Annotated in this window: 16 protein-coding genes; 11 read left to right on the top strand and 5 right to left on the bottom strand. The window is 68.2% G+C overall.

The genetic code is table 11. The features are described from left to right. Window positions 1–55 precede the first annotated feature (55 nt). Window positions 56–349 carry a co-chaperone GroES gene (locus tag ACQY8B_RS18860; RefSeq protein WP_108135612.1) on the bottom strand — a complete coding sequence of 98 codons (294 nt, stop codon included), beginning with the start codon at window positions 347–349 and terminating at the stop codon, window positions 56–58. A gap of 253 nt (window positions 350–602) precedes the next feature. On the opposite strand from ACQY8B_RS18860, the gene ACQY8B_RS18855 reads away from it, so the two are divergent. The 6 genes from ACQY8B_RS18855 to ACQY8B_RS18830 all read left to right on the top strand — a co-directional run bounded on the left by ACQY8B_RS18855 (window position 603) and on the right by ACQY8B_RS18830 (window position 9,536). Beyond that, window positions 603–1,112, top strand: coding sequence for a sigma-70 family RNA polymerase sigma factor (locus ACQY8B_RS18855; RefSeq protein WP_422088098.1), 510 nt, complete (start codon window positions 603–605; stop codon window positions 1,110–1,112). After that, window positions 1,112–2,137, top strand: a complete 1,026-nt coding sequence (locus ACQY8B_RS18850) for a FecR domain-containing protein (RefSeq protein WP_422089076.1) — start codon at window positions 1,112–1,114, stop codon at window positions 2,135–2,137. The genes ACQY8B_RS18855 and ACQY8B_RS18850 overlap by 1 nt, the downstream gene beginning before the upstream one ends. Before the next feature lie 124 nt (window positions 2,138–2,261). After that, window positions 2,262–4,742, top strand: coding sequence for a TonB-dependent siderophore receptor (locus ACQY8B_RS18845; RefSeq protein ID WP_422088097.1), 2,481 nt, complete (start codon window positions 2,262–2,264; stop codon window positions 4,740–4,742). Between the two features lie 162 nt (window positions 4,743–4,904). After that, window positions 4,905–5,624 carry a hypothetical protein gene (locus ACQY8B_RS18840; protein WP_422088096.1) on the top strand — a complete coding sequence of 240 codons (720 nt, stop codon included), beginning with the start codon at window positions 4,905–4,907 and terminating at the stop codon, window positions 5,622–5,624. Window positions 5,625–5,637: 13 nt separating this feature from the next. Continuing rightward, window positions 5,638–8,250 (top strand): PepSY domain-containing protein, encoded by a 2,613-nt coding sequence (locus ACQY8B_RS18835; protein WP_422088095.1) that lies wholly within the window; start codon window positions 5,638–5,640, stop codon window positions 8,248–8,250. A gap of 35 nt (window positions 8,251–8,285) precedes the next feature. Beyond that, window positions 8,286–9,536: a Zn-dependent hydrolase gene (locus tag ACQY8B_RS18830; protein WP_422088094.1), complete on the top strand. Its 1,251-nt coding sequence runs from the start codon at window positions 8,286–8,288 to the stop codon at window positions 9,534–9,536. A gap of 6 nt (window positions 9,537–9,542) precedes the next feature. On the opposite strand, the gene ACQY8B_RS18825 is transcribed toward ACQY8B_RS18830, so the two are convergent. Then, the gene (locus ACQY8B_RS18825) at window positions 9,543–11,135 is read right to left on the bottom strand and encodes a phospholipase D family protein (RefSeq protein WP_422088093.1); all 1,593 of its coding nucleotides are present in this window, start codon (window positions 11,133–11,135) and stop codon (window positions 9,543–9,545) included. A 179-nt stretch (window positions 11,136–11,314) separates the two neighbouring features. Here ACQY8B_RS18825 and ACQY8B_RS18820 point away from each other — a divergent pair, with 179 nt between their 5' ends. The 4 genes from ACQY8B_RS18820 to ACQY8B_RS18805 all read left to right on the top strand — a co-directional run bounded on the left by ACQY8B_RS18820 (window position 11,315) and on the right by ACQY8B_RS18805 (window position 16,997). Next, window positions 11,315–13,435, top strand: a complete 2,121-nt coding sequence (locus ACQY8B_RS18820; protein WP_422088092.1) for a TonB-dependent siderophore receptor — start codon at window positions 11,315–11,317, stop codon at window positions 13,433–13,435. Window positions 13,436–13,465: 30 nt separating this feature from the next. After that, window positions 13,466–14,614: a PepSY-associated TM helix domain-containing protein gene (locus ACQY8B_RS18815; RefSeq protein ID WP_422088091.1), complete on the top strand. Its 1,149-nt coding sequence runs from the start codon at window positions 13,466–13,468 to the stop codon at window positions 14,612–14,614. Beyond that, window positions 14,611–14,799 carry a hypothetical protein gene (locus ACQY8B_RS18810; protein WP_422088090.1) on the top strand — a complete coding sequence of 63 codons (189 nt, stop codon included), beginning with the start codon at window positions 14,611–14,613 and terminating at the stop codon, window positions 14,797–14,799. Before ACQY8B_RS18815 ends, ACQY8B_RS18810 begins: the two co-directional genes overlap by 4 nt. Window positions 14,800–14,873: 74 nt before the next feature. Beyond that, window positions 14,874–16,997: a TonB-dependent receptor domain-containing protein gene (locus ACQY8B_RS18805; protein WP_422088089.1), complete on the top strand. Its 2,124-nt coding sequence runs from the start codon at window positions 14,874–14,876 to the stop codon at window positions 16,995–16,997. A 141-nt stretch (window positions 16,998–17,138) separates the two neighbouring features. Here the strand turns inward: ACQY8B_RS18805 and ACQY8B_RS18800 are convergent, their stop codons facing one another. From ACQY8B_RS18800 to ACQY8B_RS18790, 3 genes are read right to left on the bottom strand one after another with little or no spacing between them, the layout of a single operon-like run. Further along, window positions 17,139–18,017 carry an ABC transporter permease gene (locus ACQY8B_RS18800; RefSeq protein ID WP_422088088.1) on the bottom strand — a complete coding sequence of 293 codons (879 nt, stop codon included), beginning with the start codon at window positions 18,015–18,017 and terminating at the stop codon, window positions 17,139–17,141. Between the two features lie 20 nt (window positions 18,018–18,037). After that, window positions 18,038–18,853, bottom strand: a complete 816-nt coding sequence (locus ACQY8B_RS18795; protein ID WP_422088087.1) for an ABC transporter ATP-binding protein — start codon at window positions 18,851–18,853, stop codon at window positions 18,038–18,040. 2 nt (window positions 18,854–18,855) lie between these two features. Beyond that, window positions 18,856–19,890, bottom strand: coding sequence for an ABC transporter substrate-binding protein (locus ACQY8B_RS18790; RefSeq protein ID WP_422088086.1), 1,035 nt, complete (start codon window positions 19,888–19,890; stop codon window positions 18,856–18,858). Between the two features lie 174 nt (window positions 19,891–20,064). Here ACQY8B_RS18790 and ACQY8B_RS18785 point away from each other — a divergent pair, with 174 nt between their 5' ends. Then, window positions 20,065–20,739 carry a response regulator gene (locus ACQY8B_RS18785; protein WP_422088085.1) on the top strand — a complete coding sequence of 225 codons (675 nt, stop codon included), beginning with the start codon at window positions 20,065–20,067 and terminating at the stop codon, window positions 20,737–20,739.

The raw sequence follows: 20,739 nt of genomic DNA, 5'->3' as shown, positions 1-20,739 counted from the left end.
TCACTTGGGGACAGAGCAATCCGCGCTTCGCGTCGGCTTGGTCTGTCCCGCAAAATCACTTCGCTTCGACGACCGCGAACAGGTCGTCTTCCTTCATGACCAGCAGTTCGTCGCCGCCGACCTTGACGGTCTGGCCGCTGTACTTGCCGAACAGGACGCGGTCGCCGACCTTGACGGTCAGTGCGGCCAGCTCGCCCTTGTCGTTGCGCTTGCCCGGGCCCACGGCCAGGACTTCGCCCTGATCGGGCTTCTCGGCGGCTGCGTCGGGGATGACGATGCCGGAGGCAGTCTTGGTTTCGCTGTCAACACGCTTGACGATCACGCGATCGGCCAAAGGACGAAGTTTCATTGCATCTCCTGGATGTATGGATAAGAAACGGGTTTGTGGTCGGGCGCCGGACCGGAGGCCGGCAGCCCATCGACTGGAAGCGAGGCTTGTTAGCACTCGTCAGCAGCGAGTGCTAATCATAAGGGCAATCGATGACGTTTCAAGGGCAGCGTGGGCGCGGTCGGTTTGAAGGCATCCGGCAAAAGCGTACAATTGAGAACTATTCGTATTAATAACCGAGCGCAGTCATGGTGGCTGCGCGGAGATTCCACCCATGCCGGCCGGCGAGTTCGCGTTAGTTCAGCACGAGGTGCAAACGCTCTACAGCAACCATCACGGATGGCTGCACGCCTGGCTGCGCAAGAAACTGGGCTGCTCGCACAATGCCGCCGACCTGGCGCACGACACCTTCGTGCGCCTGCTGAGCAAGAGAGAGCCCGTTGCCGCGGCTGAGCCGCGCGCCTATCTGGCCACCATCGCGCATGGGCTGGTCGTCGACTTCCACCGGCGCCGGGCACTGGAGCGTGCCTACCTCGACACCCTCGCCGCGCTGCCCGAACCCCAGTTGCCGTCGCTCGAGGCGCGGGCCATCGTGCTCGAGGCGCTGGTGGCCATCGACGCCATGCTCGACGGCATGAAGCCGCCGGTGCGGCAGGCCTTCATGCTGTCGCAGCTCGACGGCCTGACCTATTCGGAAATAGCCGCCCGCCTGGGCGTGACGGTGCGCACGGTCAACAACTACATGCTCAAGGCGCTCGAGCATTGCTACATGCTCGCGCCGTGATGATGAAGTCCGGCATCGAGCTGACGCCCGCCGACATCGGCACGCCCCCGCGCAGCGAAGCCGAGGTCCGCAAGGAGGCCATCGCCTGGTACGCCCGGCTGTGCTCCGGCGATGCCACCGAGGCCGACCGCGAGAACTGGCGCCGTTGGCATCGCGCCCACCCCGACCACCAGCGCGCGTGGCAGCGCTTCGAAGCCATGCAGGCCACGCTGAAGCGCGTGCCGGCGCACCTGGCGGCATCCACGCTGCGCGCTGCGCACGCCGACCGGCGCCGGGTGCTGCGCGGCATTACCGTTTTGGCGGGCGGGGGCTCGCTGGCCTGCCTGTCGTGGCAGGCGACCGGCACCGACGGCGGCTGGCGCGCATGGCTGGCCGACTACCGCACCGGCACCGGCGAGCAGCGATCCGTCACGCTGGCCGACGGCTCGCTGCTGAAGCTCAATACCCGCACGTCGGTGGACGTGTCCATCGATGCCACGCACAGGCTTATCACCCTGCGCGAAGGCGAGATCCTGGCCGAGACGGCAAAGCACCGCCGCCTGCCGGGCGCGGCGCGCACCGATAGCCGCCCCTTCCTGGTCGCAACGCCGCATGGCCGAATCCTCGCGCTGGGCACGCGCTTCACGGTGCGCAGCGACGGCGCGCGCACGGTCGTGAGCGTGCTCGAAGACGCCGTCGAAGTTCGCGCCTCGCACGCACCCGGCAACGTGGTGCGGCTGGAGGCGGGGCAGCAGGTGGCTTTCACCGGCGAGGGCATCGATGCGCCGCAGCCGGCCGACCCGGCGTTCGTCGAATGGGAGCACGGCAGCCTGGTCGTCAATGACTGGCGGCTGGGCGACGTGGTCGCCGAGCTTGGGCGCTACCACCGAGGCCGGCTGGCCTGCGACCCTGCCGTCGCGGACATCCGGGTGTCGGGTGCCTTCCCGGTCATGGACACCGACAAGGCGCTGGCTGTCATCGTGCGGGCGTTTCCGGTGCGCGTGAGCGGCCTGACGCGCTATTGGGTGTCGCTCGTGCCCGCCTGATTCCGCATGCGGCCATGCGCCGCGGCGCATTTTTCCGGCCGCCGCCTTTCATCTTTTTCGATTTCGTTCGGCCTACCCATTGAGAGCCATGAATCCGCAATCAATGCCGAAGGAGTTCCGAAGAATGCACGCGCACCCCTCATCACCCCATCCTGTTCGCAAGGCGCTGCTGTGCCTGTTCGCAGCGACGATGGCCCTGCCGATCGCCGCCGTCGCCGCGGACCCCGCCGAGGGCGCACGCGCGCAGAACCAGGGGGTGCGCAGCTACCGCATCGACGCCGGCCCGCTGGCCTCGGTGCTCGGGCGCTTTGCCGCGGCGTCGGGCGTGGCACTGTCCTTCGACCCCGCGGGCACGCGGGCGCTGAACTCCGCCGGCCTGCAAGGCAGCTACACCGTGCGCGCGGGCTTTGCCGCGCTGCTGTCGGGCACCGGGCTCGAGGCGGTGGAAGGCGGCGCGGGCGAATTCACGCTGCGCAAGAGCGCCGTGGCGCCCGAAGCACTGGCGGGCGATTCGAGCGATGCCGACGGCACGCTGCCGGCGGTGCGAGTCGTGGCCCGCGCCGCACCGGCACCTGCCGACGCCGACGATCGCTACCAGCCCACGCCCGATGCATCCACTCTGCGCACCACCGCGCCGGTGCTCGAGATTCCGCAGGTGGTGAACGTGGTGCCCGCGCAGGTCATCCGCGACCAGCGCCCGCGCAACATCGACGACGCGCTCACCAACGTCAGCGGCATCAACCAGGGCAACACCCTGGCCGGCACGCAGGACACCATCATGAAGCGCGGCTTCGGCGGCAACCGCGACGGCTCGATCATGCACAACGGCATGCCGCTGGTGCAGGGCCGCGGCATGAACGCGGCGGCCGAGAGCGTGGAAGTACTCAAGGGCCCGTCGTCGCAGCTCTACGGCCTGATGGACCCGGGCGGCGTGATCAACGTGGTGAGCAAGAAGCCGCAACTGCGCCAGCGCACGAGCCTGTCGCTGCTGGGCTCGGGCTATGCGGGCGGGCGCGACGGCAGCGGCGCCACGCTGGACACCACCGGCCCCATCGGCGAGAACGGGCTGGCCTACCGGCTGATCGTCGACCACGTGGACGAGGACTACTGGCGCAACTTCGGCAAGCACCGCGAAACGCTGGTGGCGCCTTCGCTGGCCTGGTACGGCGACGACACCCAGGCCGTGCTCTGGTACGAGTACCGCAAGTACGTCACGCCGTTCGACCGCGGCACCGCGCTCGACCCGCGCACCCAGCGCCCGCTGGCCTTGCCCAGGACGCGCCGCCTCGACGAGCCCTCCAACGAGATGCGCGGCGAGACGCACCTGGGCCAGCTCTCTGTCGACCACCAGTTCGGCGGCGGCTGGGCCGGACACCTGAACCTCAGCTACAACCAGGAAACCTACGACGCCAACCAGCTGCGGGTGAACGGCATCAACACCACGCGCGGCACGCTCGCGCGCAGCAACGACGCCACCCACGGCGCGCTGAGCACCGACAGCTACGCCACCGCATATGTCGACGGCACCGTCGAGCTGGGCGGCATGCGCCACGACCTGCAGTTCGGCTGGGACGCCGAATACCGCAGGATCTACCGCGCCGACCTGCTGCGCCAGGCCACCAAGAGCACCTTCAGCTACCTGTTCCCGGTGTACGGCCTCGAGGCGCCGTCGAGCACCGTGTCGGCGAGCGACAGCGACCAGACGGACAGGCTGCACAACCAGTCCCTGTTCTTCCAGGATTCCATTCACCTGAGCGACCGCTGGATCGCGGTGGCCGCGCTGCGTTACCAGGCGTGGTCGCAGCTTGCGGGGCGCGGGCGGCCCTTCAAGGTCAACACCGACACCTACGGCTCCAAGCTGCTGCCGCGCCTGGGGCTGATCTACAAGTGGACCGACACCGTGTCGTTCTACGGCAGCTACACCCAGTCGCTCAAGCCGGCTTCGACCATCGCGCCGCTGTCGAGCGGCTACGTGCTCGATGCTTCGGTGAAGCCCGAGGAAGCCAAGTCTTGGGAGCTCGGCGCCAAGTTCGACATGCCCGGCGGCGTGACCGGCACCGTGGCGCTGTTCGACATCCACAAGCGCAACGTGCTGGTCTCGCAGTTCAACGACGTGACCAAGCTCACCGACTGGCGCACCTCGGGCGCGGCCCGTTCGCGCGGCCTCGAAGTGGACGTTGCGGGCCAGCTGAGCAAGAACTGGAGCGCGATCGCGAGCTACGCCTACATCGACGCCAAGACCACGGAAGACCCGCTGTACGCCGGCAACCGGCTCTGGAACGTGGCGCGGCAGACCGCGTCGCTCTCGGCCGTGTACGACTTCGGCCAGGTCTTCGGCGGCGAAGGAAGGCTGCGCATGGGTGCCGGCGCGCACTACGTCGGCAAGCGCGCGGGCGACTCGGCCAACAGCTTCGTGCTGCCGGGCTACACCACGGTCGATGCCTTCGCCACCTACGACACGCGCCTGTACGGCAAGAAGGTCAAGTTCCAGTTGAACGTGAAGAACCTGTTCGACAAGACTTACTACCCGTCGGCAGCGAACACCTATTTCATTTCGATGGGCGATGCGCGTCAGGTCTCGTTCCTGACGACCTTCGAGTTCTGAAATGAAACTCCCCCAGGCTTCGCGCACTTCGTGTCGCTTCTCCTTCCCCCTCGCGGGGGGCGACTCCGGCGGCCCGGCAAAGCCGGCTCCGCGGTGTCTCGCGAGCAGATTGCTTCAGTTGCATGCGTCGCCGGCAGTGCGAAGCGTGGTGGAGCAATCGGCATGAAGACCCTGCGCCAAATCATCCGCCGCGCGGCTGTCTTCCTTCTGATGGCGTGCGGCATCGCAACGGCAGGTGCGCAGTCCGCCGAACTGCCGGGGCAGGGCCGCAAGGTCGTGCTGCTGGTGCAGCGCGACGGCCCCAGCCTTCCGGTCGACGAGAAGGTCAAGGCGCACCTCGAGTCGCGTGGCTTCGCCGTGACGCTGCAGGACCAGTCGGCCGCGCCCTCGGTGGCGGCCGGCGCGGACCTCGTCGTGATCTCGTCCACCGTCGCCGCCAAGGACGTGAGCGGCGCGTGGCGCCAACTGCCGGTGCCGCTGCTCACCTGGGAGAACGACCTGCTCGACGACCTGGCCATGACCGGCAAGCGGCACGACACGGACTTCGGCGAAGCCGCCAAGGAGCGCCACCTGTGGCTGGTCAATGCGCCGCATCCCATGTCGGCGGGCCTGCCGGCCGGCGTGGCCAATGTTTACGCCAGGCAGGCCGGCATGAGCTGGGGCAAGCCGGGCCTGGGTGCCACCACCATCGCCACGCTGTACGGCCAGCCCGAGAAGGCGGCGATCTTCGGCTACGAGAAGGGCGCCACCATGGACTACGAGTCGCTCGCGCCCGCGCGCCGCGTGATGTTCTTCCTCGGCAACGAGACCTTCACCAACCTTTCGCCCGCGGGCCGGATGCTGTTCGACGCGGCCATCGACTGGACCGCCGGAATCCGCTGAAAACAAAGAATCGATGAAATTCCCCTCGCTGCGCCAGCTCTGGTTCCAGTTGCACTGGCTGATCGGCATCACGGCCGGCACGGTGCTGATCGTCATCGGCCTGAGCGGCGCGGTGCTGTCGTTCCGCGAGGAAATCATCGATGCACTCAACCCGCACGGGCGCCACGTGCCGGTGCAGGCCGTGCCCGCGCTCACGCCACCGCAACTGCTCGCGGCGGCGCGGCAAGCCTGGCCCGGGCGGCAGGTCGGCACGCTCGCGCTGTTCTCCGAGCCGGGCGCGGCCGCGCGGGTGATCTTCGCGCCGCCGCCGGGCGAGCGGCGCGGCGAGACCGTCTACCTCGACCCCTACGCGGGCACCGCACTGCCACCCCTGGCGGGCGCCGGCTTCTTCGAATGGGTCGAGTCGCTGCATCGCTGGCTGCTGCTGCCGCGCGAGCCGGGGCGCGTGGTGGCCGGCGTGCTGGCGATGGGCCTGCTGCTGCTGTCGCTCTCGGGCCTCTATCTGCGATGGCCGCGCCGTCCGCTCGACTGGCGCGCGTGGCTTACTTTCGATCCGGCGCTTAAGGGGCGCTCGTTTCTCTGGGGCCTGCATTCGGTGATGGGCACCTGCGCGCTGCTGATGTACATCGTGTTCACCACCAGCGGGCTGTACTGGGCCTTCGACGCGGTGCGCGACCGTGTCGATGCAATGGCCGGCCATCCTCGCGTGGCCGCGCAGCAGGCACGCACCGCGCCGCGCATGCGCAACATGGCGCGCGACGATGCCGCCGCGGTGGACGTCGCGCCCGCCTGGGCCACCTTCGAGCGGAAGGCCCGCGAGACCGGCGGCTGGAGCGAAGTCATCCTGCGCTTGCCCTCGGGCGCCGCGCCGTCGGTGCTGTTCACCTGGCTCGACGCGGCGCCCGCCCACGAACGCGCGCGCAACCGCATGACGGTGCGGCTGCCGGGCGGCGAGGTGACGCAGGACGAGCGCCATGCCGACAAGACGGCGGGCGGGCGCTTCCTGGCGGCGATCTATCCGCTTCATATGGGCACCTACTTCGGCATGCCGGGGCGCATCGCGATGCTGCTGGCGGCGCTGATGCTGCCGGTGTTTTCCATCACCGGCTGGCTGCTGTACCTCGACCGGCGCCGCAAGAAGCGCGCGGTGCGGGCCGAGCGCGCGGCGCTGGAAGCGGCGGTCCGGCCGTCCGGCGGCACGGAGCCTGCGTCCGCACGCGTGCTGGTGGCCTTCGCGAGCCAGTCGGGCACGGCCGAGGGCATCGCGATGCGCAGCGCCGCCGCGCTCGAAGGGGCGGGGCTGCCGGTGACCGTGGCGTCGCTGGCGCGTCTGGATCCCGAGCAGTTGCGGCATCACCAGCATGTGCTGATCGTCGCCAGCAGCTTCGGCGAAGGCGGACCGCCCGACGCCGCGCGCCGCTTCGCGCAACGGCTGGCGCAGATCGGAGGCGAGGCGCTGTCGCACCTGCGCTATGGCCTGCTGGCGCTGGGCGACCGGCACTACACGCGCTTCTGCGGCTTCGGGCACACGCTGGACCATGCGCTGGTCGCGGCCGGTGCGCAGTCGCTGTTTCCGATGGTCGAGGTGGACAACGGCGATGCGGGTGCGCTGGCCGTCTGGCGGCGGCACCTGGGGGCGATGCCCGGGGCTCGGGGCGACTCGGTGCCTGATGCGTTGACCGCCGTTCCAGAGGAGCAGCCTTTCGGCGCATGGACGCTGTCGGCGCGCCGCTTGCTCAACCCGCGCAGCCTGGGGCATCCGCTTTGCGAGATCGAACTGTTGCCTCCGGTGCAGGGCGGCCTGCCTTCATGGCGGCCGGGTGCGCTGGCCGAACTGCGGCCGCGGCATGCGCCGGAAACGGTGACCGCCCTGCTGCGCTCCGCATTGCTGGACGGCGATGCGGAGGTGCGGTTCGAAGGCCGTGCCGTCATGCTGCTAGAGGCCCTGGCATGCAGCGCGATGCCGGCGCCGGAAGAGCTGTCGCAGGTGCCGGATGCCCAGGCGCTGGCCGACGCACTCGTGCCGCTGGCGCCGCGGCGCTATTCGATTGCCTCGGTGCCTGCCGAGGGGCGCATCCGGCTGCTGGTTCGGCAGGCGCGCCATGATTCGGGCCTGGGGCTCGCTTCGGGCTGGCTCACGGTGCATGCGCCGCCGTCGGCGCAAGTGGAATTGCGCCTGCTGGCGAATCCCGGTTTCGAGCCTGTGGCGGATGAACGGCCTTGCATCTTCATCGGCAACGGTTCGGGCTATGCGGGATTGCGCGGGCACCTGTGCGAGCGCGTGGCACAGGGGTTCCATCGCAACTGGCTGCTGTTCGGCGAACGCCAGAGCGCCTGCGATGCCTTCTTCATGGACGAAGTCACGCGGTGGCGCGAGCAGGGTGTTCTTGCACGCATCGACCTGGCGTTCTCGCGCGACCAGCCCGAGCGCATCTACGTGCAGGACCGCCTGCGCGAGGCCGCGCCCGAACTGCAGCGCTGGATCGGCGACGGCGCCGTGGTCTTCGTGTGCGGCAGCCTGCACGGCATGGCGGCCGGCGTGGATGCCGTGCTCGAGGACGTGCTGGGGCGCTCCGCGCTGGAAGACCTCATCGCGCAGGGGCGCTATCGGCGGGACGTGTACTAGCCGGCCGCACGGCCGCGTTCGGCGAACATCGGGGGATGTCCCCATCCATTTCCATCCAGGCCGATCGCCTCTGGCATCGCCTCGAAACTCTTTCTTCCTTCACCCGTCCCGACGTTCCCTGGACCCGCCGCGCCTTCTCGCCTGAATTCGACAAGGCCAGGGAGTGGCTGCGCGAGCAGTTCCAGCAGGCCGGGCTCGCGGTCCATACCGATGCGGCGGGCAACCTGATCGGCCGGCGCGAAGGCTCCGAAGCCGGGCTTGCGCCGCTGGTCACTGGCTCGCATTGCGACACCGTGGTCGGCGGCGGCCGCTTCGACGGCATCCTCGGCGTGCTCGCGGGGCTCGAGGTGGCGCAGTCGCTGCACGAAAGCGGCGTCGTGCTGCGCCATCCGCTGGAGGTGATCGACTTCCTGTCCGAAGAGCCGAGCGACTACGGCATCTCCTGCGTGGGCAGCCGGGCCTTCGCGGGCACGCTGGACGCGGCCATGCTGGCCTCTTGCAACGAAGCCGGCGAGAGCCTGTCGCAGGCCATGCGCCGCATCGGCGCGCAACCCGATGCGCTGGCCGGCGCGGCCCGCGGTGCCGGCGGCGTCGCGGCTTTCGTGGAGCTGCACATCGAGCAGGGCCCGGTGCTGGAGCGCGAGGGGCTGCCGATCGGCGTGGTCACCGACATCGTGGGCATCCGCCGCGTGGCGCTCACGGTCAGGGGCCAGCCCGACCATGCCGGCACCACCCCGATGGACATCCGCCGCGACGCGCTGGTCGGCGCCGCGCGGCTGATCGACACGGCGCACCGCGAGGCCAGCGCCATGGACGGGCAACCGCACTACGTGGTGGCGACGATCGGCCGGATCTCGATGAGCCCCAACGTGCCCAACGCCGTGCCCGGCCGCGTCGACATGGTGCTCGAGGTGCGCAGCAACGCGCAGTCGGTGCTCGACGAGTTCCCAGAGCGGCTGCTGGCCCTGTGCGGCGACGAACTGAAGGCGCTGCGCGTCTCTTGCGCGATGGAGCCGCTGACCCGCACGCCGCCCGTTCAGTGCTCCGACCTGGTCATGCAGGCCGTGGCCGAAGCCGCCGATCGCCTGGGCCTGGCGCACCGGCGACTGCCCAGCGGCGCCGGCCACGACGCGATGCACGTGGCGTCCACCGGGCCGATGGGCATGGTCTTCATTCCCTGCCTCGATGGCCGCAGCCACTGCCCGGAAGAGTGGGCGAGCAAGGAGCAGGTGGCGGCCGGCACGCTGGTGCTGGCCGAGACGCTCAGGGCGCTGGACCGGCGCTGAGCCCGCCTAAAGCTGGTCGGTCGGCACGAACCAGGAGAACAGCAGCAGCTGCAGCCGGGTCAGCATGCTGGAGTCCGGTTCGCTGTCGAGCACTTCGTTGTCGACGTCGCCGGTGCCGACCCATTGCACGTTCTGGCCGTCGGGCTTGAGCGTGACGCGATAGACGCCTTCGATGTCGTCGAGCTGGTAGGCGAAGAGCAGGGCCTGCGTGAGGTCGAAGCTGCGCACGCGCACGCCGAACTCGGTGTTCAGCCGGGCCGAGCGCGGGTCGAGGTTCATCGAGCCGAGCAGCACCCACTGGCGGTCCACCAGCGCCAGCTTGGCGTGCAGGCGGCCGCGGGCCTTCTTGAGCAGGTCGCGGAACTGGCCGCTGCGCCGCAGCTGCTGGGTGCTGACCTCGTACAGGTTCACGCCCAGCTTGAGCATGTCTACGCGGTAGCGGTTGTAGTTGATGTTGACCAGCGGCTCGTCGCTGTCGGCCAGCGAGTTGGTGATGACGGTGATGTTCACGCCGTGCTCGCGGCCCATTCGGATGCGCTCCATGCCCTCGTCGCCCGGAATGAAGTAGGGCGAGATCACCACCACGTTCGACTGCGCCGTGGCCAGCATCTCGTGGAAGCGCTGCGCCAGCGATTCGGTGGGGTGCGCCATGACGCCCAGCGCCTTGTTGGGGCTGTCGGCCGAGGCGCTGGCCTCGGCGCGCATCCATTTCGCTTCGTCGATGTTGGCGAGCTGGGCGCCCAGGGGCAGGTCGCCGAGCAGGTCGGTGATGGGCAGCGGGCCGGGCGGCGGGGCGTTGGCGGGGGAGGTGGCGGCCTCGAAGTCGGCTTTCAGTGTCTCGGTCGAGCGGCTGGTGCTGGCGACGCGCTGCAGCGGGTAGACCACGTCGCTGTTCCAGTAGGTGTCGAAGATGGCCGCGGCCTCGGGCACGACCGGGCCGGCCAGCAGCAGTTCGAAGTCGATGAAGTTCGCGCTCTCGCTGCGCAGGAAATATTCGTCGGCGAGGTTGCGCCCGCCCGCAATGGCCATCGCGCCGTCGGCCACGAACAGCTTGTTGTGCATGCGGTGGTTGAGCCGGCGGAAGTCGGTGAAGAACTCCAGCCAGCGGCCCGAAGAATGGTCGCGCGCATTGACGAAGGGATTGAACAGGCGCACTTCGGCATTGGGTTCGGCGGCCAGTCCGAGCAGCAGGCGGTCCATGCCGGCGGTGTAGAAGTCGTCGAGCAGCAGCCGCACGCGCACGCCGCGCCGCGCGGCATTGCGCAGCTCGCGCAGCAGCAGGCGGCCGGTCTTGTCGTTGCCGAGCTGGTAGGTCTGCACGTCGAGCGAGGACTGGGCGCGCCGCATCAGCTCGAGCCGCGCATCGAGCGCGAACGACGCCTCGATCAGCGGGCGCATGCTCGTCAGGCCGTCCGGCGGCGTGTTCAGGGCAATGGCCGCGCGGCCGAGCTCCGTGGCCGGCGAGGCCGCGATGGATTTCACCGGCGGCTCGGGCGCGCGCGGCGGCAGGCCGGCGCAGCCGGTCAGTGCAAGGGCAATCAGCCACAGAGCCGGACCGCGCAGCGCGGGAAACAGAAAGGCAATGAGCTTGATGAGCATGGGGCCTGCCGACGCGTGAGAGGAAGCGTGCGGGCGGCATCGTAGCCTTTCGGCCCCTTTTTCGAAGACGCAATTTCGCAACGCAACGCCCTTCGAGCCTGTTGGAAATTGGGCGCCCCGGAACTTTTTGACAATTAGAATAAGAATGATTCTTAATTGTGTCTTGGAGCGGAGAAGGAATGTCGAGATTGGTAGCGCGGCGCAAGGCCGCATCGGTGCTGGTGGGGTGCCTGGCTATTTACACGCAGCATCAGGTGCTGGCCCAGACGGCGAATACGGGTTCCCTGCCGGAAGTGAGGGTGGATGCAAATGCCGAAGCCGAGACCGCGAAGATGTCCGTGATCGGCTACCGCGCAAAGAATGCGGTCACGGCCACCAAGACCGACACGCCGCTGGCCGAGACACCCCAGTCCGTGACCGTGGTCACGCGCGACCAGATGGTCGACCAGGGCGCCACCAATCTGCAGGACGCGCTCGGCTACGCCGCCGGCGTGCGTTCCGACGCCTACGGCATCGATTCGCGCTCTGACAGCTTCTCGGTACGCGGCAGCGATCCCTCCATCTACCTCGACGGCCTGCAGACCTATTCTTCCGGCTGGTACACCGCCACGGCGCGGCCCGACCCCTACACGCTGGAGCGCCTCGAAGTGCTGCGCGGGCCGGCCGGCATGCTGTTCGGCGCGGGTACCGCGGGCGGCGTGGTCAACATGGTGAGCAAGCTGCCGCAGCAGCAGGCGTACCGCGAGGTGGGCGTGCAGCTCGGCTCCTTCGGACGCAAGCAGCTCCAGGCCGATTTCACCGGTCCGCTGACCGCCGACGGCGAGTGGTCGTACCGCCTTGTGGCATTGCAACGCAAGTCCGACACGCAGGTCGACTACGTGCCGGACGACCGCTCGCTCATCATGCCGTCGCTCACCTGGCGCCCCAGTGCCGCGACCTCGCTGACGCTGCAGGCCCTCTGGCAGAAGGACAAGACCGGCAGCACGTCGCAGTTCTTCCCCTGGCAGGGCACCATCCTGCCGAACGTCAACGGCCCGCTGCCGTCCAGCCGCTTCATCGGCGAGCCGGGCGATGGCTACGACACCGAGCGCAAGACTTTCGGCTGGCAGTTCGAGCACAAGTTCAACGAGCGCTGGGCCTTCAGGCAGAACTTCCGCGCATCGCGCACCTTCAACGACTCGCACTACCACTACGCCGATTCTTTCTCCGTGCCCGGCGGCTGGTCGCTCGACCCGGCCGGCCAGCGCCTGCTCGGCCGCTACAACGACAAGTCGCTGGCATGGACCAGCATGAGCGGCATCGACAACCATGTCGAAGGCCATTTCGATACCGGTGCGCTGCGCCACACGCTGCTAGTGGGCGCGGAGTATTCGCGCCAGCGCCAGGACAAGACCGAGGGCTCCGTCTACAGCACCATCGACGCCTACGCGCCGGTCTATGGCGTCGGCTACGTGCCGGTCACCGAGCTGACGCGCAAGCCGCGCACCACCCAGCGCAATGCCGGTGTCTACGTGCAGGACCAGATGAAGCTGGACAACTGGATCTTCGTGGCCGGCCTGCGCTACGACCGCAGCACTGCCGGCACCGCGGGCAGCGCCTCGGAAACGACCAGCGCAACCTCGCGCCGGCTGGGCGTGATGTACACGCTGCCCTCGGGCTGGTCGCCGTACCTGAGCTACACCGAATCCTTCACGCCCCAGGGCGGCACGAACGCCGAGGGCAACCTGTTCAAGCCGTTGCGCGGCGAGCAGGTCGAGGCCGGCGTCAAGTACCAGCCCGCCGGCTCGGCGACGAGCTTCACCGCGTCGGTCTTCTCGCTGAAGGAAAAGAACCGCCTCGTCTCCGACAGCACCAACCCGAACTACGGCCGGCAGGTCGATGCGACGAAGAACAAGGGCGTGGAGTTCGAGCTCAAGACGACGCTGGCGCGTGACTTCGACCTCATCGCCAACTACACCAACATCGACGTCGACGCCAAGCTCACCGAGCAGCCGCGCAACCAGGCCTCGGTATGGGGCAAGTACCGCTTCTCCATCGCCGGGGTGCCGGGCTTCTCCGCCGGCGCCGGCGTGCGCTACATGAGCGGCTTCACCGACGTGGACGGCACCAGCGCCGGGCCGCGCGTGCCCTCGGTGACCCTGCTCGACCTGATGCTGGCCTACGAATCGGCCAGGTGGCGGTACGCGCTGAACATCAACAACGCAACCGACAAGACCTACTTCAGCACCTGCCTGTCGCGCGGCGACTGCTGGTATGGCGCGCGCCGCAATGTGGTCGCGAGCGCCACCTATCGCTTCTAGTTGCCACCCTTCGAGCAAAGCCACCACGCCATGAACAGCCGAACGATCAAGACCTGGGCCTGGGTGCACAAGTGGAGCAGCCTCGTGTGCACCGTGTTCATGCTGCTGCTCTGCATCACGGGCCTGCCGCTGATCTTCCACCACGAGATCGGCCACCTGCTCGGCACCGAAGTAGAGGCGCCTAAGATGCCGGCGGACACGCCGCGCATCAGCCTCGACCGCGTGCTCGAGATCGCCAAGGCCAAACACCCCGATCGCGTGGTGCAGTTCGCCTCGCAGCCCGAGGACGACAATGGCCTGTGGTTCGTCACGCTCACGCCCACGCCGGCGCCAACGGACGACTTCAAGTCGGTCGCGGTCGACGCGCGCACGGGCGACGTGCTCGCCCAGCCCAGGTTCGACGAGGGCTTCATGTACGTGATGTTCAAGCTGCACGTCGACCTGTTCGCCGGGTTGCCGGGCAAGCTGTTCCTCGGCTTCATGGGCCTGCTGCTGCTGGTGGCCATCGTCTCGGGCGTGGTGCTCTATTCGCCGTTCATGCGCAAGCTCGAATTCGGCACGGTGCGGCGCGACAAGCGCCCGCGCCTGAAGTGGCTCGACCTGCACAACCTGCTGGGCGTGGTCACGCTGGTGTGGCTGTTCGTGGTGGGCTCCACCGGCATGATCAACACATGGGCCGACCTGCTCATCAAGTACTGGCAGTACGACCAGCTCAGCGCGCTGCTGGCGCCATACAAGAACGAGCCGGTGGTGGCGGTGTCGCAGCGCGGCTCGGTGCAAAGTTCGATGGAAGCCGCGCTGCAGCGCGCGCCGGGCATGAAGCTGTCGTTCATCGCGTTCCCGGGCACGTCGTTCTCGAGCCCGCACCACAACACATTCTTCCTGCGCGGCAACGAGCCGTTCAGTTCGAAGCTGTTCCAGCCGGTGCTGGTCGACGCCAAGACCGCCGAGGTCACCGCGGCGCCCAGGCTGCCCTGGTACCTCACGGCGCTGCTGGTGTCGCAGCCGCTGCACTTCGGCGACTACGGCGGCATGCCGATGCAGATCCTCTGGGCGCTGCTCGACATAGCCACCATCATCGTGCTGGGCAGCGGGCTGTACCTGTGGCTCAAGCGCGGCAGCGCCGCACCCGCCGCGCAGCCACCCGACAGCGCCGCGGCAATGAAGGCCCGGGCATGAAACATCGACACGGCTTCTGGCGCATGTGGGGCTGGCCGATCGTGCTCGGCCTGCTCACGGCATTGGGCCTGGTCTCCGCGCTCTTCAGCGACGGCGGTTTCGGCGACATCGTTGCCTGGATCGCGTTGGGCGTTCCGGTGATCGTGTGTGTCTGGTTCGGCTGGCTGCGTTCTCACGATCGCTAGAACGCCCGGCTCGCGCTGGCACCCGGTGAAAGCCTGAGGTCGCAGGCGGACGGCATGGCCCCAGAATGGGCGCGATGAAACTCTCGCCCGTTGCCGCTGCCGCCGTTGCCTGCCTGTTGCTTCACGCCTCGTTGCCTGCCGATGCGCAGGAAGCGGCGCCGGGCGCGCTGCGCGAGATCACGGTTTCCACGCCGCGCGGCGAGGTCGCGCCGTTCAACGTGCCCGGTTCGGTGGACCGGGTCGACGGCGACGAAATGCGCGACAGCCGCCTGCAGGTCAATCTTTCCGAAAGCCTGGGCGCCGTGCCCGGGCTGCAGGTGCAGAACCGGCAGAACTACGCACAAGACTTGCAACTCTCCATTCGCGGCTTCGGCGCGCGCTCCACCTTCGGCGTGCGCGGCGTGCGGCTGTACGTCGACGGCATTCCCGCCACCTTGCCCGACGGGCAGGGCCAGACCTCGAACATCGACATCGGCTCGGTGGACCGTGTCGAGGTCTTGCGCGGACCGTTCTCCGCGCTCTACGGCAATTCTTCCGGCGGCGTGGTGCAGGCCTTCACTGCCTCGGGCGAGGGGGCGCCACGGCTGGCGTATTCGCTTGCGGGCGGCAGCTTCGGCACCTGGCGGCAGTCGCTGCAACTGAGCGGCTCGCAGGGCGCGGTCGACTACATGCTCGATGCCAGCCGCTTCCGCACCGACGGCTGGCGCGAGCACAGTGCCGCGCGGCGCGACATCGCCAACGGCAAGCTGGGCGTTGCGCTGGACAACGGCGACAAGCTCACGCTGGTCATGAACAGCGTGCGCATCGATGCGCAAGACCCGCTCGGCCTCACCGCCGACCAGTACGCGCTGGCGCCGCGCAACGCGCCGCTCGCCACCCAGTACAACACGCGCAAGACGGTCGAGCAGACGCAGGCCGGACTGCTCTACGAGCGGCGCATCGACGCCACCCAGGCGCTGCGCCTCATGGTCTATGGCGGGGAGCGCAAGACAACGCAGTACCAGTCGATTCCGCCGTCGGCGCAGCAGAACCCGCTGCATGCGGGCGGCGTGATCGACCTGTCGCGGCAGTACGGCGGCATCGACCTGCGCTGGAGCGCCGCGCTGCAGCTTGCAGACCGGCCGCTCGACGTGGTCGCCGGGCTGGGCTACGACAACCTGCGAGAAAAGCGGCGCGGCTACGAGAACTACCTGGGGCCGCTCGCCAATCCGGTCCTCGGCGTGCAGGGGCGCCTGCGCCGCAACGAGCTCAACACCGTCTGGAACCTCGACCCCTACGCGCAGGCGACATGGCGCCTTGCCGAGCGCTGGACGCTCGAGGCCGGCGTTCGCCGCAGCAGCGTGCACTTCGATTCGCAGGACCGCTACATCATCGGCACCAACCGCGACGACAGCGGCAGCGCGCGCTACAGCAAGACCTTGCCCGTGGCGTCGCTGCGCTACCAGGCCACGCCCGACCTCGCGCTGTACGGCTCCGTCGGCCGCGGCTTCGAGACGCCCACGCTCAACGAACTGTCGTACCGCGCGAATGGCGCCAGCGGCCTCAACTTCGCGCTGCGGCCGTCGGTGAACGACAGCCTGGAGGTCGGCGCCAAGGCCCGGCTCGCGGGCGGGTTGCTCACTGCGGCGCTGTTCCAGACCCGCACGCGCGACGAGATCGTGACCGACACCAACGTCGGTGGCCGCGCGACCTTCCAGAACGCGGGCCGCACCAGGCGCAACGGCTTCGAGCTGGGCTGGCAGCACGAGACAGCCAGCCATTGGCGCACGCAACTGGCCTACACATTGCTGGACGCGACCTACCGCGATGCTTTCTGCTCGCCGTCGCCTTGCGGCACTGGCAATGCCGTGGCGGCGGGCAACCGCATTCCGGGCATCGCGAGGCAATCGCTGTTCGCGTCGCTGGGCTGGGTACCACCCGAGGGCTGGCGTGCCGGCGCGGAAGTGCGCGCGCTCGGGCGCATCCTGGCCAACGACGTCAACACCGCCGTGGCGTCGGGCTATGCGGTCGCAGCGGTGTATGCCGGCTACCTGAAGAAGTGGGAGCGCTGGGAGTTCAATGCCTTCGCGCGTGTCGACAACCTGTTCGACCGCCGCTACGCAGGCTCGGTGATCGTCAATGAAGGCAACGGGCGTTTCTACGAACCCGCGCTTGGCCGGAACTGGACCTTGGGGCTGAGCGGGGCCTATCGGTTCTGACGTTGCGTTCGTTCGTTCGTGGCGCGATCCCGCCGACGGGGGACATTCGCGGAGGGAGCTACCCGGTGGCCTTCGCACGCGCCCCGAAAGCAAAAACGGCGGGCAACAAGCCCGCCGTTTTACACAACCGAGTCGAGAGGGTCAGAACGCAGCAGGCCGCCACTTCAACAGCCGCTTCTCCAGCGAACTGAGCAGGAAGTCAGCCGCCAAAGCAACCACAGCCAGCACGATCATCGCCGCGAACACACCGCTGGCATTGAACGCGCCTTGGGCCGTGGAGATCAGTAGGCCGATGCCTTCCTTGGCGCCGAGAAACTCGCCCACCACCGCACCCACCAGCGCAAAGCCGAAGCTCACGTGCAGGCTTGCCAGGATCCACGACATGGCCGACGGAATCACCACCGACATCGTCACCTGCCGCGGCGAGGCACCGAGGATCTGTGCGTTCGCGATCATGTACTTGTCGGCCTCGCGCACACCCTGGAAGGCATTGCCGAACACCACGAAGAACACCATCACCACCGCCAGCGCCACCTTCGAGGCCATGCCCAGGCCCAGCGCAATCACGAAGATCGAGCCCAGCACCACGCGCGGAATCGAGTTGGCAATCTGGATGTAGAGGCTGAACACATCCGACAGCAGCTTGTTGCGCCCCAGCACGATGCCGCACAGCACGCCGGCGATCGAGCCGATCAGGAAGCCGATCACCGTTTCCTCGAGCGTCACCGCCACCTGCATCCACAGCGAGCCTTGCGAGGTGCCGTCGCGCATCCACTCCACGAGCTGGTCGTAGATCATCGAAGGCATCGAATAGAAGAACGGGTCGATCCACTTCAGGCGCGCCGCAATCTCCCAGCCGCCGAGCGCGATCACCAGCACGGCCAGCCGCAGCCCGATGATCATGCGGCGCCGGCCGCGGATGGCCGCCTGCGCGACCTCGGATTCGCGCGCCAGCGCGGCGTCGCTGAGCGACGTGGGCAGCACCGCTGCCGTGGGGGTGGTGGTGGAGGGCGTCGTCATGGTTCTTGTCGTTGTTGTGTTCACTGGATCACCACTTCTTCGCGCAGGTCGTCCCAGATGCGCTTCGAGAGCTCGATGAACTGCGGGTCGTAGCGCACCTCGGACATGACGCGCGGGCGCGGCAGGTCGATCTCGTACACGCGCTTGAGCGTGGCGGGGCGCGCCGACAGCACGAACACGCGGTCGGCCAGGGCAATTGCCTCTTCCAGGTCGTGCGTGACGAACACCACGCTGCCGCCGTTGCCCGACCACAGCTGCAGCAGCTCGTCCTGCATCAGCGTGCGGGTCTGCATGTCGAGCGCCGAGAAGGGCTCGTCCATCAGCAGGATCTCGGGGTTGTTGATGAATGTCTGCGCCAGCGCCACGCGCTTGCGCATGCCGCCCGACAACTGGTGCGGGTAGTGCTTGCCGAACTTCGAGAGGCCCACGCGGTGGATCCACTCCTGCGCCAGGTCCATCGCTTCCTTCTTCGGCTTGCCGCGGAAGATCGGGCCGGCGGCCACGTTGTCTTCCACGCTGCGCCAAGGGAACACCGCATCGGCCTGGAACACGAAGCCGATGCGCGGATCGACGCCGGTCACGGGCTTGCCCATCACCTTCACGTCGCCCACGGTGGGCTTGAGCAGGCCGGTGATCATGTTCAGCGTGGTCGACTTGCCGCAGCCCGTGGGCCCGACGATGGCGACGAACTCGCCGCGCGCCACCGACATGCTGAAGTTGCGCAGCGCCACGGTGGCGTTGCCGTCCTGCGAGATGAAGCGCAGCGAGACGTCGTTGAAGTCGATCGCCGAGGTCACGGCGCTGCCGTTGCTGCTGGGGGGTGTTCCGTTGCGCATGGTCACTTCGCCGCCGCTGCCGCCAGGTAGGCGTTGGTGTAGGTTTTCGACAGGTCGATGTTCTTGCTCTTGACCAGCGGCTTGTAGGTGGCGAGCACCTTCAGCACGGTCTCGGGGCCGCCGGCGGGCATCTTGGCGTCGGTGGTGAACATCGGCAGCGAGGCCTTCAGCGCCTCGACGTACAGCGCCTTGTCGTTGCCGTAGTAGTCGCGCGGCACCTTCTCGGCGATCTCTTCGGCGCTGTGGGTGTGGATGTATTCCATGGTGCGCGCGAAGGCGCGGGCCAGCTTGGTGGCTTCGGCCTTGTGCGACTCGGCCCAGGTGTTCTGCACGTACAGGCTGGCCGCGGGGTAGAGGCCGCCCAGCGCCTTGATGGTGTCGGGCTCGGTGCGCAGGTCGACCAGCACCTTGGCGTCGCCGGTCTTGAGCATCTGCGACACGGTGGGCTCGGTGGTCATGCCGGCCTGGATGCGGTCCTGCTTCATGGCCGCGATGAAAGTGTTGCCCGCGCCCACGGGCAGCAGCGAGTAGTCCTTCGAGGCCACGCCGGCGCGGTCGGCCAGATAGCGCGTGAGGAAGTCGGTGGAAGAGCCCAGTCCGGTCACGCCCAGCGTCTTGCCGCCCTTGGCGTCGGCCATGGTCTTGAAGCCGGCGGCGGCAGCCTTGGTCGAGACCAGCTCGACTTCGCCCGGCACCTTGCAGAACACGGCGATGGCCTGGATCTCCTTGCCCTTGCTCTGCAGGTCGATGGTGTGGTCGTAGAAGCCCACCACGCCCTGCACGGCGCCGGCGATCAGCTGGTTCTCCGCGTCGACGCCGGCCGGCTGCGACTGCAGCTCGACATTCAGGCCTTCGTCCTTGAAGTAGCCCAGCGCGTCGGTGAGCTTGGCCGGCAGGTAGATGATCTTGTTGATGCCGCCCACCATGATGGTGATGGGCGCATCGGCGGCCTGCGCGAGCGGCGCGGTGGCGGCAAGGGCGGTGCACAGGGCGGCGGCCAGCAGGGTGCGGCGGGTGGCGAGCGTCGACAGGGACATGATGTCTCTCCGTATTGGTATTGAATTGGAAGTCCGCGCACATCTGCCGCAGGACGAGGCCAGTCTAGGAAGCGGCGTCTTTCGGCCAGCTTTCGGCCGCCTGCATGATTTGTCATGGTTATCCCTAGGACTTGCCGATGCTTCCTAGAATCCACGGCCACCACCCCCGACCCCATGAAGCTGCTGCTCATCGAAGACAACCCGCAACTCGCGCACTGGCTCTCCAGCCTGTTGCGCGAGCAGGAGTTCGTGGTCGACCACGTGGACAACGGCGACGCCGCCGATCGCCTGCTCATGCAGACGGCCTACGACGTGGTGCTGCTCGACCTGAACATCCCGCAGCTTTCCGGCAAGGCCGTGCTGCGCAGGCTGCGCGAGCGCGGCGACACGGTGCCGGTGATCATCCTCACGGCCACGGCGTCGCTCGACCAGAAGGTGCTGTGCCTGGAGATCGGCGCCGACGACTATCTCGTCAAGCCCTTCGAGATCCGCGAGCTGGTGGCGCGCATCAAGGTGCTGGTGCGCCGGCAGATGCCCGGCAAGGCCAACGACATCGCCTGCGGCGACCTGCGCTACGACCTGCGCACGCGCCAGTTCGCGCTGGCGGGCGAAGAGCTTTCCCTGCCGCCGCGCGAACGCACGCTGCTCGAGACGCTGATGCTGAAGGCCGGCAGCACCGTGTCGAAGCAGGCGCTGATCGACGCGATGTTCGGCCTGGACGACGAACCCAGCGCGGATGCGGTCGACATCTACATCCACCGGCTGCGCAAGAAGCTCGAGGCGAGCCAGGCAACGATCATCACGCTGCGCGGCGTGGGCTACCTGCTGCGCACGCGCCAGGAAGACTAG

It is taken from the genome of Variovorax sp. (assembly GCF_965279555.1).
In the GTDB taxonomy this organism is placed as follows: Bacteria; Pseudomonadota; Gammaproteobacteria; order Burkholderiales; family Burkholderiaceae_C; genus Variovorax.
The sequence above is the reverse complement of the archived record's forward strand: the minus strand, read 5'-3'. Positions and strand labels throughout refer to the sequence as shown.

Excerpts from the sequence above, each read along its gene's own strand:
- ACQY8B_RS18860 (WP_108135612.1), bottom strand. The coding sequence starts at position 349 with ATGAAACTTCGTCCTTTGGCCGATCGCGTGATCGTCAAGCGTGTTGAC.
- ACQY8B_RS18855 (WP_422088098.1), top strand. The coding sequence starts at position 603 with ATGCCGGCCGGCGAGTTCGCGTTAGTTCAGCACGAGGTGCAAACGCTC.
- ACQY8B_RS18850 (WP_422089076.1), top strand. The coding sequence starts at position 1,112 with ATGATGAAGTCCGGCATCGAGCTGACGCCCGCCGACATCGGCACGCCC.
- ACQY8B_RS18845 (WP_422088097.1), top strand. The coding sequence starts at position 2,262 with ATGCACGCGCACCCCTCATCACCCCATCCTGTTCGCAAGGCGCTGCTG.
- ACQY8B_RS18840 (WP_422088096.1), top strand. The coding sequence starts at position 4,905 with ATGAAGACCCTGCGCCAAATCATCCGCCGCGCGGCTGTCTTCCTTCTG.
- ACQY8B_RS18835 (WP_422088095.1), top strand. The coding sequence starts at position 5,638 with ATGAAATTCCCCTCGCTGCGCCAGCTCTGGTTCCAGTTGCACTGGCTG.
- ACQY8B_RS18830 (WP_422088094.1), top strand. The coding sequence starts at position 8,286 with ATGTCCCCATCCATTTCCATCCAGGCCGATCGCCTCTGGCATCGCCTC.
- ACQY8B_RS18825 (WP_422088093.1), bottom strand. The coding sequence starts at position 11,135 with ATGCTCATCAAGCTCATTGCCTTTCTGTTTCCCGCGCTGCGCGGTCCG.
- ACQY8B_RS18820 (WP_422088092.1), top strand. The coding sequence starts at position 11,315 with ATGTCGAGATTGGTAGCGCGGCGCAAGGCCGCATCGGTGCTGGTGGGG.
- ACQY8B_RS18815 (WP_422088091.1), top strand. The coding sequence starts at position 13,466 with ATGAACAGCCGAACGATCAAGACCTGGGCCTGGGTGCACAAGTGGAGC.
- ACQY8B_RS18810 (WP_422088090.1), top strand. The coding sequence starts at position 14,611 with ATGAAACATCGACACGGCTTCTGGCGCATGTGGGGCTGGCCGATCGTG.
- ACQY8B_RS18805 (WP_422088089.1), top strand. The coding sequence starts at position 14,874 with ATGAAACTCTCGCCCGTTGCCGCTGCCGCCGTTGCCTGCCTGTTGCTT.
- ACQY8B_RS18800 (WP_422088088.1), bottom strand. The coding sequence starts at position 18,017 with ATGACGACGCCCTCCACCACCACCCCCACGGCAGCGGTGCTGCCCACG.
- ACQY8B_RS18795 (WP_422088087.1), bottom strand. The coding sequence starts at position 18,853 with ATGCGCAACGGAACACCCCCCAGCAGCAACGGCAGCGCCGTGACCTCG.
- ACQY8B_RS18790 (WP_422088086.1), bottom strand. The coding sequence starts at position 19,890 with ATGTCCCTGTCGACGCTCGCCACCCGCCGCACCCTGCTGGCCGCCGCC.
- ACQY8B_RS18785 (WP_422088085.1), top strand. The coding sequence starts at position 20,065 with ATGAAGCTGCTGCTCATCGAAGACAACCCGCAACTCGCGCACTGGCTC.